The sequence below is a fragment of the Kribbella sp. NPDC020701 genome, assembly GCF_055562215.1.
The window spans coordinates 199431-215889 of sequence record NZ_JBVHFT010000012.1; the positions used below are offsets into that span (position 1 = coordinate 199431).

The 16459-nt window shown below is 67.8% G+C and carries 20 protein-coding genes; 15 read left to right on the forward strand and 5 right to left on the reverse strand.

The window, feature by feature from the left end:
* Positions 1–106 precede the first annotated feature (106 nt).
* On the reverse strand, positions 107–1402 hold the full coding sequence (locus ACZ3HV_RS27845) for a YibE/F family protein (protein WP_465688204.1): 1296 nt from the start codon (positions 1400–1402) through the stop codon (positions 107–109).
* A gap of 52 nt (positions 1403–1454) precedes the next feature.
* Here ACZ3HV_RS27845 and ACZ3HV_RS27850 point away from each other — a divergent pair, with 52 nt between their 5' ends.
* The 4 genes from ACZ3HV_RS27850 to ACZ3HV_RS27865 are packed head-to-tail and all read left to right on the forward strand — an operon-like array spanning position 1455 to position 4605.
* Complete coding sequence (locus ACZ3HV_RS27850) at positions 1455–2405, forward strand: metal ABC transporter substrate-binding protein (RefSeq protein WP_465688206.1); 951 nt, start codon at positions 1455–1457, stop codon at positions 2403–2405.
* Positions 2402–3160, forward strand: a complete 759-nt coding sequence (locus ACZ3HV_RS27855; RefSeq protein ID WP_465688208.1) for a metal ABC transporter ATP-binding protein — start codon at positions 2402–2404, stop codon at positions 3158–3160. Before ACZ3HV_RS27850 ends, ACZ3HV_RS27855 begins: the two co-directional genes overlap by 4 nt.
* On the forward strand, positions 3157–4161 hold the full coding sequence (locus ACZ3HV_RS27860; protein ID WP_465688359.1) for a metal ABC transporter permease: 1005 nt from the start codon (positions 3157–3159) through the stop codon (positions 4159–4161). The genes ACZ3HV_RS27855 and ACZ3HV_RS27860 overlap by 4 nt, the downstream gene beginning before the upstream one ends.
* 48 nt (positions 4162–4209) lie before the next feature.
* A complete protein-coding gene (locus ACZ3HV_RS27865) occupies positions 4210–4605 on the forward strand; it encodes a Fur family transcriptional regulator (RefSeq protein WP_465688210.1) in 396 nt (131 codons plus the stop codon).
* Between the two features lies 1 nt (position 4606).
* On the opposite strand, the gene ACZ3HV_RS27870 is transcribed toward ACZ3HV_RS27865, so the two are convergent.
* On the reverse strand, positions 4607–4846 hold the full coding sequence (locus tag ACZ3HV_RS27870) for a hypothetical protein (protein ID WP_465688212.1): 240 nt from the start codon (positions 4844–4846) through the stop codon (positions 4607–4609).
* Between the two features lie 21 nt (positions 4847–4867).
* On the opposite strand from ACZ3HV_RS27870, the gene ACZ3HV_RS27875 reads away from it, so the two are divergent.
* The 4 genes from ACZ3HV_RS27875 (at position 4868) to ACZ3HV_RS27890 (ending at position 7146) form a co-directional block, all read left to right on the forward strand.
* Positions 4868–4990, forward strand: coding sequence for a hypothetical protein (locus ACZ3HV_RS27875; protein WP_465688214.1), 123 nt, complete (start codon positions 4868–4870; stop codon positions 4988–4990).
* A gap of 56 nt (positions 4991–5046) precedes the next feature.
* Positions 5047–5484 (forward strand): MerR family transcriptional regulator, encoded by a 438-nt coding sequence (locus tag ACZ3HV_RS27880; protein WP_360379976.1) that lies wholly within the window; start codon positions 5047–5049, stop codon positions 5482–5484.
* 78 nt (positions 5485–5562) lie between these two features.
* Positions 5563–6537, forward strand: a complete 975-nt coding sequence (locus tag ACZ3HV_RS27885; protein ID WP_465688216.1) for an aldo/keto reductase — start codon at positions 5563–5565, stop codon at positions 6535–6537.
* An 84-nt stretch (positions 6538–6621) separates the two neighbouring features.
* Complete coding sequence (locus ACZ3HV_RS27890; RefSeq protein ID WP_465688218.1) at positions 6622–7146, forward strand: GNAT family N-acetyltransferase; 525 nt, start codon at positions 6622–6624, stop codon at positions 7144–7146.
* Here ACZ3HV_RS27890 and ACZ3HV_RS27895 read toward each other — a convergent pair.
* Positions 7097–8191: an S-(hydroxymethyl)mycothiol dehydrogenase gene (locus ACZ3HV_RS27895; RefSeq protein WP_465688220.1), complete on the reverse strand. Its 1095-nt coding sequence runs from the start codon at positions 8189–8191 to the stop codon at positions 7097–7099. The genes ACZ3HV_RS27890 and ACZ3HV_RS27895 overlap by 50 nt on opposite strands.
* A gap of 223 nt (positions 8192–8414) precedes the next feature.
* On the opposite strand from ACZ3HV_RS27895, the gene ACZ3HV_RS27900 reads away from it, so the two are divergent.
* The 4 genes from ACZ3HV_RS27900 (at position 8415) to ACZ3HV_RS27915 (ending at position 12083) form a co-directional block, all read left to right on the forward strand.
* On the forward strand, positions 8415–9311 hold the full coding sequence (locus tag ACZ3HV_RS27900; RefSeq protein WP_465688222.1) for an ABC transporter ATP-binding protein: 897 nt from the start codon (positions 8415–8417) through the stop codon (positions 9309–9311).
* Positions 9311–10132 carry an ABC transporter permease gene (locus ACZ3HV_RS27905; protein WP_465688224.1) on the forward strand — a complete coding sequence of 274 codons (822 nt, stop codon included), beginning with the start codon at positions 9311–9313 and terminating at the stop codon, positions 10130–10132. Before ACZ3HV_RS27900 ends, ACZ3HV_RS27905 begins: the two co-directional genes overlap by 1 nt.
* Positions 10133–10236: 104 nt before the next feature.
* Positions 10237–11445: a sensor histidine kinase gene (locus ACZ3HV_RS27910; protein ID WP_465688226.1), complete on the forward strand. Its 1209-nt coding sequence runs from the start codon at positions 10237–10239 to the stop codon at positions 11443–11445.
* Complete coding sequence (locus ACZ3HV_RS27915; RefSeq protein ID WP_465688228.1) at positions 11442–12083, forward strand: response regulator; 642 nt, start codon at positions 11442–11444, stop codon at positions 12081–12083. The genes ACZ3HV_RS27910 and ACZ3HV_RS27915 overlap by 4 nt, the downstream gene beginning before the upstream one ends.
* Positions 12084–12120: 37 nt before the next feature.
* On the opposite strand, the gene ACZ3HV_RS27920 is transcribed toward ACZ3HV_RS27915, so the two are convergent.
* Together ACZ3HV_RS27920 and ACZ3HV_RS27925 are read right to left on the reverse strand one after the other, a co-directional pair.
* Entirely contained in the window at positions 12121–13026 is a 906-nt protein-coding gene (locus ACZ3HV_RS27920) for a hypothetical protein (protein ID WP_465688230.1), read from the reverse strand.
* Positions 13027–13124: 98 nt separating this feature from the next.
* The gene (locus tag ACZ3HV_RS27925; RefSeq protein WP_465688232.1) at positions 13125–13904 is read right to left on the reverse strand and encodes an isoprenyl transferase; all 780 of its coding nucleotides are present in this window, start codon (positions 13902–13904) and stop codon (positions 13125–13127) included.
* A gap of 197 nt (positions 13905–14101) precedes the next feature.
* On the opposite strand from ACZ3HV_RS27925, the gene ACZ3HV_RS27930 reads away from it, so the two are divergent.
* The 3 genes from ACZ3HV_RS27930 to ACZ3HV_RS27940 all read left to right on the forward strand — a co-directional run bounded on the left by ACZ3HV_RS27930 (position 14102) and on the right by ACZ3HV_RS27940 (position 16070).
* Positions 14102–14707, forward strand: a complete 606-nt coding sequence (locus ACZ3HV_RS27930) for a hypothetical protein (RefSeq protein WP_465688234.1) — start codon at positions 14102–14104, stop codon at positions 14705–14707.
* Positions 14701–15693 (forward strand): hypothetical protein, encoded by a 993-nt coding sequence (locus ACZ3HV_RS27935; RefSeq protein WP_465688236.1) that lies wholly within the window; start codon positions 14701–14703, stop codon positions 15691–15693. Before ACZ3HV_RS27930 ends, ACZ3HV_RS27935 begins: the two co-directional genes overlap by 7 nt.
* A gap of 86 nt (positions 15694–15779) precedes the next feature.
* Positions 15780–16070: a hypothetical protein gene (locus ACZ3HV_RS27940; RefSeq protein ID WP_465688238.1), complete on the forward strand. Its 291-nt coding sequence runs from the start codon at positions 15780–15782 to the stop codon at positions 16068–16070.
* Positions 16071–16459 lie beyond the last annotated feature (389 nt).

The window sequence follows — 16459 nt, forward strand, 5'->3', positions numbered from 1 at the left end:
CGGTCTAGTCGACGGGCTCCAGCCCCAGAGCGGTCAGGCGATCTCCAAGCCAGCGCAGCTCTTTGGCGATTCGCTTGGCAGGCTGTGCGGAAGGGGTGATTTTCGGTTAGGCGTTGTGGATGTGTTCCGGTTCGGCGGTGACCAGGTCCCGTGAGCGGTCCGCGACGGCCATCGCGGCCAGGGCGGTGGTGAGCGGGACGGCCGCGATGATGCCGAGGCTGCCGACCAGGCCGCGGACGACTTCCATGGCGACCGTCTCGGTGGAGAGGACGATCCGGCCGGGAAGATCCTGGATCGCGAAGACGAGCAGGGTCGGCAACGCGGCGCCGGCGTACGCGAGGACGAGCGTGTTGACCACCGAAGCGACGTGGGTACGGCCGATCCGCAGACCTGCGCCCATCAGCTCACGCCGAGTCGCGGCCGGGTTCGCCGCGGACAACTCCCAGACGGCTGCCGCTTGCGTGACGGTGACATCGTCGAGCACACCCAGCGCACCGATCACCATGCCGGCCACCAGCAACCCGGTCAGGTCGATGGTCGGCGCGAGTTGCTTGGCCGCCGAGGCGCCCTCGGAGGCCAAGCCGCTCAGCTGACAGAACTTGGTGAAGAACCATCCGAGTACCACGGTCAGCCCGAGCGCCGCGATCGTTCCGGACAGCGCTATCGAACTCTCCGCATTGATCCCGTGCGTCAGGAACAGCGCTATCGCCATGATCACCGTGCCGCCGACCACCGCGACCACCAGTGCGTTCTCGCCGGTGAGGATCGCCGGCAGGATGAACTGCGTCAGCATCACCGCGGTCACCGCGAGCGCGATCAGCGCCGCGAAACCACGCCAGCGCGACAGCGCCACGACCGCGATCGCGAAGATCAGGGCCAGCACCAGCAACGGCTTGCTCCGGTCGTGATCGACGTACGAGTACCGGTCGGCGATGGTCGGCGCGTCCTGCACCCCGAGCATGACCGACTGACCGACCTTCACCGGGAGCGGGGTCGCGCCGGCCTGCGGGACCTCGATCGGCACCAGCTTTCCCTTGTCCGGGCCGCTGGTGAGCCTGACCGTCGCCTCGTCGCATTTGTTCTTCGGATCCGGGCACGCCTTGAGCGCGGTGACCTCGCCGCGGGCGGTGGCGGTCTGGTACGACGCGACCTTCAGATCACCGCCCGGCCACAGCACGATCATCGACACCACGGCGGCCGTGATCAGCGGGATCAGGATCGCGGCGACCACTATCCGGACGCGGCGGGCGACGATCGCATCCGAGTTCACCACCGAGGTGTCGACCACGTGGTCGCCGTGCCCGTGACCATGACCGTGCCCATGACCGCGCGGAATTTCCAGCCGGCGTCTGCGGTTGCTCCGGTGGTCGGCGCGGCGGTGCCCGGCAGAACGGCTGGCCATCGGTCAACTCCCTGTTTTGACAATCACTTCCAGTTAAATGAAAATGATTGTCATGAGATCTAGTGCTCGTGCTGTCGTCGCCGGCGCCACCGCCCTGGCCGCCCTCACCCTGGCTGGATGTAGCGGCTCGGCCGCCGGCGGCTCCGGTAGCGGCAAGCTCGACGTCGTGACTTCGTTCTACCCGCTCGAGTTCATCGCCCGCACAGTGGGGGGCGATGCCGTGAACGTCACCACCCTGACCGCCCCGGGCGTCGAGCCGCACGACCTCGAACTCACTCCCAAGCAGGTCGGTACGGTCGCCAGCGCGAAGCTGGTCGTCTATGAGAAGGGCCTGCAGCCGGCCGTCGACGAGGCCGTCGACCAGAACGCCAAGGACGCCGGCTTCGACGTCGCCCCGGCCGCCAAGCTCGAAGCCACCGGCGCCGACTTCGAGGAGCACGAGGAGCCCGGCGGTGCGGCCCCGGCCGCGCACACCGAGGACGCGCTCGACCCGCACTTCTGGCTCGACCCGGTCCGGTACGCCGACGTCGTGAAGGCGGTCGAGGAGAAGTTGGCTGCCACCGACAGCGCGAACGCCGAGGGCTACCACACCCGGGCCAACGCTCTCCTGGCCCAGGTCGGCAAGCTCGACACCGACTACAAGACCGGTCTGGCCGACTGCAAGCTGAAGACCTTCGTGACGAGTCATCAGGCCTTCGCGTACCTCGCGAAGCGATACGGTCTGACGATGGTCGGCATCGCCGGGTTCACCCCGGACGCCGAGCCGACCCCGGCCCGGATCAAGGAGGTCCAGGACATCGTGAAGGCCCAGCACGTGACCACGATCTTCTACGAGGAGCTGGTCAGCCCGAAGGTGGCCGAGACGATCGCGCGGGACGTCGGCGTGCAGACCGCCGTACTGAGCCCGATCGAAGGGCTGTCCGACGCCAACTCTCACGAGACCTACCTGACCCTGATGCAGGAGAACCTCCAGGAGCTCCGGAAGGCGAACAGCTGCTCGTGACAGCACAAGAAAGCACCGCGAAGGCCGTCCAGGTCGCCGATCTCTCGGTCGACCTGGGCGGTCGTCTCGTGCTCCGGGGCGTCGACCTGCAGATCCGCCAGGGTGAGGTGGTCGCCGTCCTCGGCACCAACGGCTCCGGCAAGTCCACGCTGATCCGGACCATCGTCGGTCTGCTGCCGGCCGCGCGCGGGCAGGTCCGCCTCTTCGGTACGCCGGTCCCCCGCTTCCGCGAGTGGCGCCGGGTGGGCTACGTACCGCAACGCATCACCGCGGCCGGCGGCGTACCCGCGACCGTGTACGAGGTGGTCTCGTCCGGGCTGCTGTCGAAGCGGCGGATGTTCACCCCGCTGGGAGTGGCCGGGAAGCAGGCAATCGAGCAGGCGCTCGAGATCGTCGACATGGCCGACCGGCGCAAGGACGGGGTGGCCGAGCTGTCCGGCGGGCAGCAGCAGCGGGTCCTGATCGCCCGGGCACTGGTGTCCGATCCGGAGCTGCTGATCCTCGACGAGCCGACCGCCGGCGTGGACCTGGCCAGCCAGCAGATCTTCGCCGACGCGATCCGCGAGCGGGTCGCCCGCGGCACCACAGTGGTGATGGTCAGCCACGACCTCGGCCCGATGGACGCGCTGATCGACCGCTCGGTCGTCCTCCGCCGCGGCCGCATCGTGTACGACGGCCCGCCGCACGCATCCCAGACCCACGCTCATGTCCACCACTCACACACTGGTGACGAACCCGGGTGGCTGACCTCATGACCATGTTCCAGTTGGAGTTCATGCAGCGGGCGTTGATCGCCGGCCTGCTGACCGGGCTGTCGGCTCCGGCTATCGGGACCTACCTGGTGCAGCGGCGGTTGTCGTTGATGGGTGATGGCATCGGGCACATCGCGATCACTGGTGTCGCATTGGGCCTGCTCACCGGGAGCGCGCCGGTGCTGACCGCGGTGCTCGTGTCCATCGCCGGTGCGACCGCGATCGAGCTGGTCCGTGCCCGCGGCAAGGCCAGTGGCGACGTAGCGCTAGCACTGCTCTTCTACGGCGGTATCGCGGGCGGTGTGCTGCTGATCGGCCTGGCCGGGCAAGGCGCAGCCACTCTGAACACCTATCTGTTCGGCTCACTGACCACGGTGTCGCCCAGCGACCTGTACGTCGTCGTCGGGCTGGCCGTCACGGTCCTGGTCGTGGCGATCGGGTTGGGACCGCAGTTGTTCGCGGTCTGCCAGGACGAGGAGTTCGCTCGTACGACGGGACTCCGGGTCCAGCTGCTCAACCTGGTGATCGCGGTGATGGCTGCCGTGACTGTGACTGTGGCGATGCGGACTGTCGGACTGCTGCTGGTCAGTGCACTCATGGTTGTCCCGGTGGCGACCGCACAGCAGTTGACGCGGTCCTTCCGCAGTACGTTCGTGACCGCATGCGTGATCGGTGTGCTCGCGTGCCTGGCCGGGATCGTCACGTCGTACAACGCCAATGTGGCTCCGGGCGCGACCATCGTCGTACTGGCGCTGGCCGGGTTCGTGGTGGCGGCGACGATCGGGACGCTGCTGCGGCGGCGGTCCGGGCGGGCGCTGCCGCTGGAGGACGAGGAGCCGGAGATCGGCGTACCGGCGCCGGAGCCGCATGTGGTGAGCGCCGGGCACCCGCACGCACACAATCAGCAGTGCGGTCACAAGAAGGTAGAGCACGGCGACCACGTCGACTATGTGCACGACGGTCACCTGCACGCGGCGCACGGTGATCACTGGGATGAGCATTGATTTGCTGACTTCTGAGACAATCGGTGTGACTTGAGGACAGGAGGAACGGTGGCCATCGGAACACGCTCGACCCGTCAGCGCGCGGCGGTCGCGTCCGCGCTCGACAACCTCGACGACTTCCGGACCGCCCAGGAGATCCACCAGGAGCTCCGAGGCGCGGGTGAGGCAGTCGGCCTGACCACCGTCTACCGGACCCTGCAGGCCCTCGCCGACTCCCGCGAGGTCGACGTCCTGCGCACCACCGACGGCGAGACGGCGTACCGGCGTTGCTCGAAGGGTCACCACCACCACCTGGTCTGCCGCAACTGCGGCCGCACCGTCGAGGTCGAGGGTCCGGCGGTCGAGCGCTGGGCCGACAAGGTCGCGGCCGAGCACGGGTACGCCGACGTCAGCCACACCCTGGAGATCTTCGGCACCTGCGGGGACTGCCAGCAGACCGCCTAGGTCAGGAGCCGCGGACCGCCACCATCAAGTGCTGGTACCGCCGGCGTCCGACCAGCCACCAGATGAACCGCACCGGAGCCGGCAGATCGGCCAGCATCCGGGCGGACTCGTCAGGGTCAGCGGTCGCGAGCAATTCACCCATCGCGGTGAACCGCTGATCCGGCTTGAACTTGCTGAAGGCAACCTTCCCGAGACGGTCCCACTCGGCCTGCGTGATGTGCGCCGCGATCAGCGGCACCACGTCACGCTCCTCCTCTCCCAGATGCTCGGCGAGCCGGGTGGAGATCGTCTCGAGGGCCGCGGCCAGCGACTCGGCCGCGTGGTCGAACGCACCGAGTACGCCACCTGGCCGGCCGGCACCCTCACCCGGGATCTCCTCGCCTGACTGTGGCCCAGGTCACCTTTGCCTTTGAGTGCGCTCGAAGGCGTACGGTCGAAGACATGAACACCACGGAGCTGCTCAAGCCGCCGGTCGATGTGCGGTTGCTGGGGCTGCTCGAGCTTCCGGACGACCTGCCGGAGCAGTTGTCGATCGCGGAGGCCGCCGCGATCACCGGGCTCACCGCCCACACCCTGCGGTACTACGAACGGATCGGGCTGGTCCAGGTCGGCCGGGACGACGCCGGTTACCGCAGCTACGACCGGCAGGCGATGGGCCGGATCATGTTCGTCACCCGGCTCCGCGCGTCCGACATGCCGATCGGCACGATCAGTCACTACCTGGACCTGGTTGCGCAAGGCGATCACACCGCCCCGCAGCGGCTCGCTCTGATGGAAGAGCACCGGGCCGGCATCCAGCGCCGGATGCGCGATCTGCAGGTCGCGCTTGCGGTGACCGACTACAAGATCAGCACGTACGGCGGCACTGCCGCTCCGTAAATCGGGTTCTGCTCGGCCCACGACCACTCATGGTCCGTCGGCGGCGGAGCCATGCCAAAACCCTCTGAGGAGATAGTCATGAAACTAGGTAGCGAAGGCGCCGAGGTCAGCCGACTCGGACTGGGCTGTATGGGAATGAGCTACGCGTACGGCGAGACCGACGACGCCGAGTCGGTCGCGACGCTGCACCGGGCGCTCGACCTCGGCATCACCTTCCTCGACACCGCCGACATGTACGGCTTCGGCGCCAACGAGGAACTCGTCGGCCGGGCGATCGCGGACCGCCGCGACGAGGTGTTCCTCGCCACCAAGTTCGGCATCATCAACGATCCGCGTGACGCCGCGGCGCGGAGCGTGAACGGATCGCCGTCGTACGTCCGGTCGGCGATCGACGGATCGCTGAACCGGCTCGGTCTCGACCACGTCGACCTGTACTACCAGCACCGAGCGGATCCCGCCGTACCGATCGAGGAGACCGTCGGCGCGATGGCCGAGCTGGTGGATGCCGGCAAGGTCCGGTACCTCGGGCTGTCGGAGTCGTCGGCGGACACCATCCGGCGGGCGCACGCGGTTCACCCGATCACGGCGGTGCAGACCGAGTGGTCGCTGTTCAGCCGGGACATCGAGGAGTCGGTGCTGCCGACGTGCCGGGAGCTCGGCATCGGGATCGTGCCGTACTCGCCGCTCGGCCGCGGCATGCTGACCGGCGCCCTGCCGCAGGACCTGGCCGCCGACGACTACCGCCGTACGCTCCCCCGCTTCGCCGACGAGAACCTCGATGCGAACCTGGCGCTGGTGGAGGAGATCCGCGCGGTCGCCGCACGGTACGACGCGACGCCCGGGCAGATCGCACTCGCCTGGGTGCTTGCTCAGGGCAACGACGTGGCGCCGATCCCAGGGACCAAGCGGCGTCGCTACCTCGAGGAGAACGCTCGCGCCCTATCAGTGGAGCTGTCGGAGGACGACATCCTTTCGCTGTCCAAGCTCACGCCGGTGGGCACGCGGTACCCGGACATGAACTGGGTCGCCGGGACCACCGCGGCGCAGGACTGATAAACTGACCGTAGTAAGCCTTCCGTACCGGATCTTCTTCCGGCGGGAGGCTTTTCTGCGTTCTCAGACCGTCTAAGGAGACCTATGTTCGTACGGCGAGCCGCTGCGGAGGATCGAGTCGTGCTGGAGCGGTTGTGGCTGATGTTCCGTCACGACATGTCCGAGTTCCAGGGGCAACTGCCGCGGCCGGACGGGAGCTACCGGACCGAGTGGCTGGAGAAGGTGCTCACCGGGGACCCGGACTGGGCCGGGTACCTGTTCTACAGCGGTGATAGCCCGGTCGGCTTCTGTTTCATGCGCGCGCTCACGCAACCGGTGCGGGTGCTGAACGCCTTCTTCATGGTGCGGCCGGTCCGGCGCAATGGGCTTGGATTGCGGGCGGTGCTGGAAGTGCTGGCCCATCACCCCGGACCGTGCGAGGTCGCGTTCCAGGAGAACAACCCGAAGGCCGTCCGGTTCTGGCACCGGGTCGCGACCGAGGTCTCCGGGGACGCCTGGACCTCGGAACGCCGTCCGATCGCCGGGAAGCCGGACGCGACCCCCGATGTGTGGATCTCCTTCAGAACACCACAACCGACCGCAGCACGTCTCCGTGATGCATCTTCGTGAACGCGGCCTCCACCTCGTCCAGGGCGATCGTCTCGGAGACGAAGCGGTCCAGCGGTAGCCGGCCCTGCAGGTGGAGGTCGATCAGGAGCGGGAAATCCCGGGTCGGCAGGCAATCGCCGTACCAGCTCGACTTCAGCGAACCGCCGCGGCCGAAGAAGTCCAGCAACGGCATCTCGAGCGTCATGTCCGGCGTCGGTACGCCGACCAGGACCACGGTGCCGGCCAGGTCCCGCGCGTAGAACGCCTGCTTCCACGTCTCCGGACGGCCGACCGCATCGATCACCACGTCCGCGCCGAACCCACCGGTCAGCTCCTGGACAGCGCTCACGACCCCGTCGTGGTCGAGGCCCTTGGAGTTGATCGTGTGGGTGGCGCCGAGCTCCTGCGCGGTCCGCAGTTTGCGCTCATCGATGTCGATGGCAATGACCTTGGCCGCCCCGGCGAGCCGCGCGCCGACGACTGCCGCCGTACCGACGCCGCCGGAGCCGATCACCGCGACGCTGTCACCGCGACCGACATTGCCGGTGTTGATGGCCGCGCCGAGGCCGGCCATCACGCCACAGCCGAGCAGACCGGCGACCTCGGCCTTCGCGGCCGGATCCACCTTGGTGCACTGGCCGGCCGCGACCAGCGTCTTGTCGGCGAACGCGCCGATGCCGAGGGCCGGGCTGAGCTCGGTGCCGTCGGCCAGCGTCATCTTCTGCTTGGCGTTGTGGGTGTTGAAGCAGTACCAGGGGCGGCCGCGCAGGCAGGCACGGCAGTTGCCGCAGACGGCCCGCCAGTTCAGGACGACGAAGTCGCCGGGCTCGATGTCGGTGACACCGGCTCCGACGCTCTCCACGATGCCGGCCGCCTCGTGGCCGAGCAGGAAGGGGAAGTCGTCGTTGATGCCGCCCTCGCGGTAATGCAGGTCCGTGTGGCAGACGCCGCACGCCTGGACCTTCACCACCGCTTCCCCCGGCCCGGGATCGGGGATGGTGATCTCCTCGATCGACACCGGTAGGCCTTTGCCCTTCGCCACCACACCACGCACCGTCTGAGCCATTCCCCGACGCTATCTGGCCTGGCCTTGACTCGCCACCGCCGTACCGAAGAACAGGACGTAGTCGTCTACGTACATCCCACCGCCCGCCTGAACACCCCCGGCCGAGACGTCCCCGAGCCGACCACCTCCTGTTCTTCGGTACACCTCTGTCCACCGGTCGGGGGACAGCGAGTCCACCGGGCGGTGCTCCCGGGGGACGCGGTCCGGACGGGAAAGTTGAGGCATGCAGACAGACGCAGTGAGGGTTCGGGGCCTGGTGAAGCGGTACCCGGACAAGGTCGCGGTCGACGGGGTCGACCTGGACATCCATCGGGGTGAGGTGTTCGCCCTGCTCGGGCCGAACGGGGCCGGCAAGACGACGACCACGGAGATCCTGGAGGGGTATCGCCGGGCCGACGCCGGAGAGGTCAGCGTGCTCGGCACCGACCCGGGTCAGGGCGACCGGGTGTGGCGCAGCCGGCTCGGGATCGTGCTGCAGACCTCGCGCGACGAGGCCGAGTCGACGGTGGCCGAGTTGGTCAACCACTACGCCGCCTACTACCCCGACCCGCGCGACCCGGACGAGGTGATCGCCGCCGTCGGACTGCAGGACAAGCGCAAGACCCGCCCGCGGAAGCTGTCCGGCGGTCAGCGCCGCCGGCTCGACGTGGCGCTCGGCGTCATCGGCAACCCGGAGCTTCTCTTCCTGGACGAGCCGACGACCGGGTTCGACCCCGAGGCGCGACGGCAGTTCTGGACGCTGATCGAGGACCTGCGCACCGAAGGCACCACGATCCTGCTCACCACCCACTACCTCGACGAGGCCGAGCACCTGGCCGACCGGGTCGGGGTGATCGCGGACGGGCGGATGATCGAGATCGGTACGCCGGAGACGCTCGGCGGGCGCGGAGCCCGGACCGCCCGGGTCACCTGGAGCGACGCCGACGGCCCGCACGAGCTGCGCACCGACCAGCCGACCACCGAGGTCGCCGCGCTGATGCAGCGCTTCGGCGGCGAAGTACCCGAGCTCGAAGTACGGCGTCCGAGCCTGGAAGACATCTACCTGGACCTGATCGGCAAGGCCACCGCCGCCGCCGACACCGAGACCGTCTCTGTTGCGATCGAAGCTGGAGCACTCTGATGGCCGACACCCTGACCACCAAGCCGTTGCCCTCGACGCTCTCGGTCGGCCTGGCGCGGACCAAGCTCGAGGTCCGCGAGTTCTTCCGGGAGCGGGAGGCGTTGATCTTCACCTTCTTCTTCCCGATCATCTTCCTCGGCATCTTCTCCGCCGTCTTCGGCAGTACCGACTTCAACGGCGTCAACGCCGCGACCTACTTCACGCCCGGGATGATCGCCTCCGGCATCTTCCTGAGCAGCTTCCAGTCGCTCGCGATCAGCATCTCGCTCGAGCGCGACGAAGGCCTGCTGAAGCGGCTGCGCGGTACGCCGATGCCACAACAGGCCTACTTCATCGGCAAGATCGGCCAGGTCCTGATCACCTCGATCCTGCAGATCGCGTTGCTGCTCGCGATCTCCGGACTGCTGCTCGGCGTCGACCTCCCGTCCGAGCCGGCCAAATGGGTCAACTTCGCCTGGATCTTCGTCCTCGGAACCGCGTCGGGAACGGTGCTCGGGATCGCGTTCAGCGTCGTACCGAAGTCCGGCAAGGCCGCGTCCGCGGTGATCACGCCGATCGTCCTGCTGCTGCAGTTCATGTCCGGTGTGTACTTCGTCTACAGCAGCCTGCCGGCCTGGATGCAGACGGTGGCGGAGTTCTTCCCGCTGAAGTGGCTGGCGCAGGGGATGCGGTCGGTGTTCCTGCCGGCCGCGCTCGAGGCGAACGAGCCGGGTGGCTCGTGGCAGCTCGGCCTCGGCGCGGTCGTCCTCACGGTCTGGCTGGTGGTCGGCCTGATCGTCGCCCAGCGCGTGTTCCGCTGGACCCGCCGGGACGCGGGCTGATGAACAACCCCTGCGGTACGACGCCGGCGCCGGTGGCCCGGCGTCGTACCCCTGCCCGGACCGGACCTCGGGTCTGGATCCTGGTGTGGAGGAAGATGGTTGCCGTGGAGACCTCTTCCGGAGCCGGCCAGCCGGTGTGGACCCGGACCCTCGTCGGGTGGCACATCGTGTTCTGGGTGCTACTGGCGATGACGCTCGTACTGTCGTTCTTCGGTGATCTCGACCGGACCCGGCAGGTCGCGTTTGTCGGGGCGGTCGTGGTGCTCGGGGCGGCGTACCAGTTCATCGGTCTGCCGGCGATCGCGTCGCGGCGGGCGCTTCCGGCGTACGCGTACCGGCTGGTGCTGATCGCGTGCCTGATGGTGATGGTCGGGCTGTATCCGCAGGCGGTGTTCCTGATGTTCATCGCGTCCGCGCAGATCTGGCTGCTGTGCGAGAGCGTGCGCGAGAGCGCGTGGCTCAGTCTGCTGCTGGTGATCGGTGTCGGCTCGGCTCAATTGTGGAGCGCCGGCTGGGGCTGGGACGGGCTCTGGGAGATCCTCCCGTGGATGCTGGTCAGCCTCGTGGTGAGCCTGCTGTTCGGGATCTGGATCGAGAAGGTGATCACGCAGAGCCAGCAACGGGCGGTGCTGATCGAGCAGTTGGAGTCGGCCCGGGACGAGCTCGCCGAGGCCCACCATAGCGCCGGCGTGATGGCCGAGCGGGAGCGGATGGCGCGGGAGATCCACGACACGCTCGCGCAGGGGATGACGAGCATCGTGATGCTGGCGCAGACCGCCGCGGTGGAGCTACGGCGCGGCGGGACGGACGGAGCCTCGGCCCGGCTGGCCGCGATCGAGGACACCGCCCGGGAGAACCTGGCCGAGGCCCGCGCACTGGTTGCCGCGTTCACCCCGGTTGCGTTGTCAGAGGCAACGTTGACGGAGGTGCTGCGGCGGCAGGGCGAGCGCTTCGCGGCCGAGACTGGCGTCAATGTGCAGGTGTCGTTGGACCTTCCGGATGAGGAGGTCGCCGCGCTGCCGCAGGCGCAGCAGGTGGTGTTGCTGCGGTCGGCGCAGGAGGCGCTGGCGAACGTACGGAAGCACGCTCGGGCGACTCAGGTGCGGATCACGCTGGGGCTGTCTGACGGTGGGGTGTGGATCGAGATCCGCGACGACGGGTCCGGGTTCACGCCGGCCGCGGTGTCGAGTGGGTTCGGGCTGAACGCGATGCGCGGGCGGGTCGAGGAGTCGGGTGGGTCGGTGCAGGTGGAGAGCTCGCCTGGTCACGGCACCCGGATTCAGGTGTTGGTTCCTGCTGGGGAGGATGTGTGATTCGGGTTCTGGTGGTCGACGACCATCCAGTGGTGCGGTCCGGGCTGATCGGGATGCTGGCGGTGACCGACGACATCTCGGTCGTCGGCGAGGCGGGCGACGGCGCGGAGGCTTTGGCGCAGGTCGAGTCGACGAAGCCTGACGTCGTACTGATGGACCTGCGGATGCCGGGGCGGGACGGGGTGTGGGCGACCGGATCGATCGTGGCCGGCTATCCGTCGACGCGCGTACTCGTGCTGACGACGTACGACACCGACACCGACATCCTGCACGCCGTCGAGGCGGGCGCGGCGGGGTATCTGCTGAAGGACACGCCTCATGCCGACTTGCTGGACGGGATCCGTTCGGCGGCCCGTGGCGAGACGGTCCTGGCTCCGCCTGTCGCGGCTCGGCTGATGTCGCGGTTGCGGACACCTTCGGCGCCGCCGGCTGCGCAGCCGTCACCGCGCGAACTGGAGGTCCTGGCCGCCGTGGCGCGGGGACTCAGCAACGCGGAGATCGGGCGGGAGCTGTACATCGGCGAGGCGACCGTGAAGACGCATCTCCAGCGTCTCTTCGCCAAGCTGGACGTCGACGACCGCACCCACGCGGTCACCGTCGCGATCGAACGCGGCCTGCTCCCGTCCCCCGGCCGCTGATCACCGATTGAGGCTGGCGTCCTGGGACGCCGGCTGATCACCGATTGAGGCTGGCGTCCTGGGACGGGCCGTCCAGGCGGTGACGAAGGTCCTGCTCCGCGGGACCACGGCCGACCTGCTGAGCCGCTTGCGGCGTGGGATTCGAGCCTGCCCGTAGCGCGTCGGCCAGCTCGGGATCCCGCTGCGTCGCCTGACTCTCGTTGGCCTGGTTGATGGCGTACTGGGCCGCCTCGCCCACCTGGGTCCGCTCGTCGTAGATCGTGTTCCCCGTGTCGCGCAGGCGGGTGCGGGCCTGTGTCACCGTGAACCTCAGCGACTCGCTGGTCTGCTCGACGGCCTTCGAGTGCCGGGACTCGCCGATCTGCACCTGACTGTTCTCGAACGCCGCCGCCGACCGCCGGGCCCCTCCGAGCCCCTCCACCGTCTCCCTGACTCCGGCGTCGGCGCGAGCGGTGACGACCTTGAGCTGGTCCAGCCGGGCACGCAGGCCGGTCGACTGCTGCGAACCGGCGTACTCGGGAAGCTGGTCGAGCGCGTCGAGGTGCTTCATGGCCTGATCGAGCCGGCCCCTGCTCTGGGCCAGCCTGTTGCGGATCTCCTCGAGTCCGCGCTGACTGTTGCCGATCCGCGACGACAGCTCACCCGCGGCGACCTGCGACGTCCCGAACGTCCGGCGAACCCGCATGTCGGCGTCGCTCCACTGGTCCATGGTCTGAGGGTCCCGGGTCCGCTGGGCGACCGCCCCGACCTGCTCCGCTGCGTGCTCCGCGGCACGGACGTTGCCGGCGCTCCCGGCGAGTCTCTGGACGTCCTCCAGGTGCCGACCGATGCCCTTGTCGACCTCTCCCAGGTCGTTGAGCACGTCGCGCATCGTCCTGTTCGTCTCGATCATCGCCTTCGCGATCAGATCGGTCCGTCCGGCGATCTCCGCCTCGTTCGCCATCAGTAGTCGTCCTTCGTCGTTCGCCCGGCTGCTGCATTGTCCGTGGCGGATCTTCCGATCAGGGTAGACGCGGGTGAGTCCAACGGCCGTTCCCGCGCCTAGCCTTCGGCAACAACCTCGTTCGGGATCGCGCCGCCGTACCGCCGGTCGCGCTGGGCGTAGAGCTCGATCGCGCGCCAGAGATCGCGGCGGTCGAAGTCGGGCCAGAGGGTGTCGAGGAAGACCATTTCGGCGTACGCGAGCTGCCAGACCAGGAAGTTCGACGTACGCTGCTCGCCCGACGACCGGACGAACAGGTCCACCTCGGGGATGTCCGGCGCATAGAGGTGCCGCGCGATCGTCTGCTCGTTGATGCGGTCCGGCTTTTGCTTGCCCGCGGCAACATCCCGCGCGATCGACTTCATCGCGTCGGCGATCTCCGCGCGACCGCCGTAGTTCACGCAGAACTGCAGGGTGATCGTGTCGTTGTCCTTGGTCCGCTCCTGCGCGTTCTCCAGCTCGTCGATCACGCTCTTCCACAACCGCGGCCGCCGCCCGGACCACACCACCCGGACCCCCATCGCATCCAGCTCGTCGCGCCGGCGGTGGATCACCTCGCGGTTGAACCCCATCAGGAACCGCACCTCTTCCGGCGAGCGCGCCCAGTTCTCCGTCGAGAACGCGTACGCCGAGATGTACTTCACCCCGATCTCGATCCCGCCCTTGATCACATCCAGCAGGCTCGCCTCACCCGCCTTGTGACCCTCGGTCCGGGCCAGCCCCCGCTGCTTGGCCCACCGCCCGTTCCCATCCATCACGATCGCCACATGCTTCGGAACCAATTCACCCGGGATAGCAGGCGGCCGAGCCCCGGACGGATGCGGCTCCGGCGCAACCACGACCTTCTCCCCCGACCGAACCAACCCACGATCTCGACGACGACCAAGAGGCGACATACCCAAATCCTCTCCCGACTACCCACCGTCACGACAACCCCACCCATGCAACTACCTGAAACCTGTGGATAACACCCCTGCCGAACACCCTCCGTATGACACCCTTACACCATCCGCACTCACGAAGGAGCCCTCACCGCATGACCCGCCGTCCGCTCACCACAGCCGTTGCCCTGCTAAGCGCCGTCACCGCGCTAACCGCATGCACCGGCTCCCCCGAAGCCGGCCGGCCCAACACCACCCCCACCTCCCCCACAGCCACTCCAATCCCCACCGCGCCCGCCACCCCCACCTGGACCCCCGAACAACAAGCCGCAATCACCGCCGCCAAAGCCCGCTACAGCGCCGCCAAGGCCGCAGTGGACAAAGCGATGTCGGCCCCTGCTCAGATTGATCGCCCCGCGTTGGAGAAGGCCGGGAATGGCGGCACCTGGATCCTGGCCGCACTCGAAGGCCTCCTCAACCTGCAGCATGACGGTTGGTACCAGACCGGGAACGTCAAGGTCACGAACACGGTGGTCTCTTCGGTCAAGCTGACGCTCGAACAGCCTGAGGTACGACTGGTGAGCTGCCTCGACAGTTCCGCCATCGTGATCCGGTTCCAGAAAGACGGGAAACCAGTGCCTCTGGGCCCGGGTAACGGCCGTCGGCACAAGTTCGCGTCTCGCCTCGTCTACGCACCGCCAGCCGCCGGTGGCACCAAGATGTGGTGGCTCATCGAGGACAAGGGCGTCGGCCCATGCTGAGGCACATCAGGTCGGCGACAATCGTCGCGATCTGCGCCCTCGCCTTCTCAGGTACGCACACCGCGTTCGCGGCTGACGGTGACCGACCACCCAAGCCGGGTCCGAACTACGTCTGGAAATGCATCACAGCGGACTACTGCGTTTGGGTGCTGAGCTCGTACACGGGTGATCCGCCGAAGACTCCTGCCAAAGGAAAGAAGCCGACGAAGACAGTCAAGCGGGTCTGCCAGCACCATGGCGCAGCGCAGGCCTGCATATCTGCTCTCGGCAACTGGTCGAACAGCCAGCAGTGCTACATGACCCGCGAGGATCCCCAGCCGCCGTTCACTGATCCTCGTTGGGAAGGGCACACCGACGGATCCATCTGGGCCTGCGTGCTGGAGCAGGGCTATGACGAGGGGACGCATCTCGTGAGCAAGTGGGTTTGGCTGCCAGGAGAGCCGGACACCGTGGTGACGGATCCGGTAACCCTGGCCCATCAAGCGATCGCGGAGATGCAACTTGCTGCACCGCTGGTGAAAACGGCACCTGGGGTTGGGCAGCTCGGACTCGTGAACATGCCTGTGTGGTTGTGGGTGGATAAGACGGAGAACACGTGGGGGCCGATCGTGCGGAGTGCGGAGGTGCCGGGGTTGTCGGTGACTGCGACCGCTCAGGTGAAGGCGGTCAACTGGTCTCTCGGCGACGGCACCACGATCAGGTGTGAGGGCGCTGGTACGCCGTACGACAAGTCGATGGGGATCAAGGACTCGCCTGACTGTGGGCATCGGTACAAGAAGACATCCAAGGCATTGCCGAAGTGCCTGTATCCGGTGACCGCGACCGCGCAATGGGACATCACGTGGCAGAGCACTCTGGGTGACACCGGGCAGATCTCGATGACGCAGCAGGCGGCCACCCAGTTGCGGATCGGGGAAGCTGTGCCGGTGCTGGTTGACCCGGACGGCGGCACGCAGCCCGCCGCGCCCGCCAAGGCGGCATGTTGATGCGGGTGGAGCGCGCGGAGCCGTGGGATGAGATTTCAGGCGATTACAATCCGAACGTGCCAGGGCCGACTTAGACACGGATCTACTTGCTGGACGCGGATGAGCGGCAGGTCTCGCCGGGTGGGCCGGCTGTAGTCGGACCTGACGGGACGCGCGAGGAGCTCCCGCCGCTGGTGTTCAAGGCGGTTCAGCACGTGATCGAGGCGATGCGGGCGGGAATGGCAGTCAAGATCTCACCGCTGCGGCCCGAACTACCGATCGACGAGGCAGCCGACGCGATCGCAATGGGCCGAGACGACTTCCGTTCGTACGTTGCCGATGGGGCCGTTCATTCCGGTCGACGGAGTACGTCGACTGGGTCCGCCTGGACGAAGTGATCGCGTGGGACAACAAGCGCCGTGAGGAGCTGCAGTCCAGTACTCGATCATGCTGTCAGTGGACTGCAGCAATCGCTCAATTCAGGCGAAGACATCGCGCAGGCCAGCCGGGTCGCCAATGGCGTGGGGCATCACATCGTGGCGGAACACCCAGTCGACGCGCCCCGCGGGATCTGCGCCGGCGTCGGCCTCAAGAGCGGCGGCTGCCTGCGGAAGGTCCTCAGGAGCTCCTCTTGGATGTTGTCGTTTGTGAGGAGCACGTCGGCACGCTAGCTCAGGTCGGAGTCCACTCATCGTGAGTGCACCGGACAGCGGGAGGATCGGTGCCTTGACCTTGCCGGCGCCAGCGATGCGCGGATGGCTCCTGTCGGGCGTGGCTTGGGGTAGAT

Excerpts from the sequence above, each read along its gene's own strand:
- ACZ3HV_RS27845 (WP_465688204.1), bottom strand. The coding sequence starts at position 1,402 with ATGGCCAGCCGTTCTGCCGGGCACCGCCGCGCCGACCACCGGAGCAAC.
- ACZ3HV_RS27895 (WP_465688220.1), bottom strand. The coding sequence starts at position 8,191 with ATGGCTCAGACGGTGCGTGGTGTGGTGGCGAAGGGCAAAGGCCTACCG.
- ACZ3HV_RS27860 (WP_465688359.1), top strand. The coding sequence starts at position 3,157 with ATGACCATGTTCCAGTTGGAGTTCATGCAGCGGGCGTTGATCGCCGGC.
- ACZ3HV_RS27850 (WP_465688206.1), top strand. The coding sequence starts at position 1,455 with ATGAGATCTAGTGCTCGTGCTGTCGTCGCCGGCGCCACCGCCCTGGCC.
- ACZ3HV_RS27875 (WP_465688214.1), top strand. The coding sequence starts at position 4,868 with ATGCTCGGCGAGCCGGGTGGAGATCGTCTCGAGGGCCGCGGCCAGCGA.
- ACZ3HV_RS27900 (WP_465688222.1), top strand. The coding sequence starts at position 8,415 with ATGCAGACAGACGCAGTGAGGGTTCGGGGCCTGGTGAAGCGGTACCCG.
- ACZ3HV_RS27920 (WP_465688230.1), bottom strand. The coding sequence starts at position 13,026 with ATGGCGAACGAGGCGGAGATCGCCGGACGGACCGATCTGATCGCGAAG.
- ACZ3HV_RS27880 (WP_360379976.1), top strand. The coding sequence starts at position 5,047 with ATGAACACCACGGAGCTGCTCAAGCCGCCGGTCGATGTGCGGTTGCTG.
- ACZ3HV_RS27905 (WP_465688224.1), top strand. The coding sequence starts at position 9,311 with ATGGCCGACACCCTGACCACCAAGCCGTTGCCCTCGACGCTCTCGGTC.
- ACZ3HV_RS27935 (WP_465688236.1), top strand. The coding sequence starts at position 14,701 with ATGCTGAGGCACATCAGGTCGGCGACAATCGTCGCGATCTGCGCCCTC.
- ACZ3HV_RS27930 (WP_465688234.1), top strand. The coding sequence starts at position 14,102 with ATGACCCGCCGTCCGCTCACCACAGCCGTTGCCCTGCTAAGCGCCGTC.
- ACZ3HV_RS27890 (WP_465688218.1), top strand. The coding sequence starts at position 6,622 with ATGTTCGTACGGCGAGCCGCTGCGGAGGATCGAGTCGTGCTGGAGCGG.
- ACZ3HV_RS27885 (WP_465688216.1), top strand. The coding sequence starts at position 5,563 with ATGAAACTAGGTAGCGAAGGCGCCGAGGTCAGCCGACTCGGACTGGGC.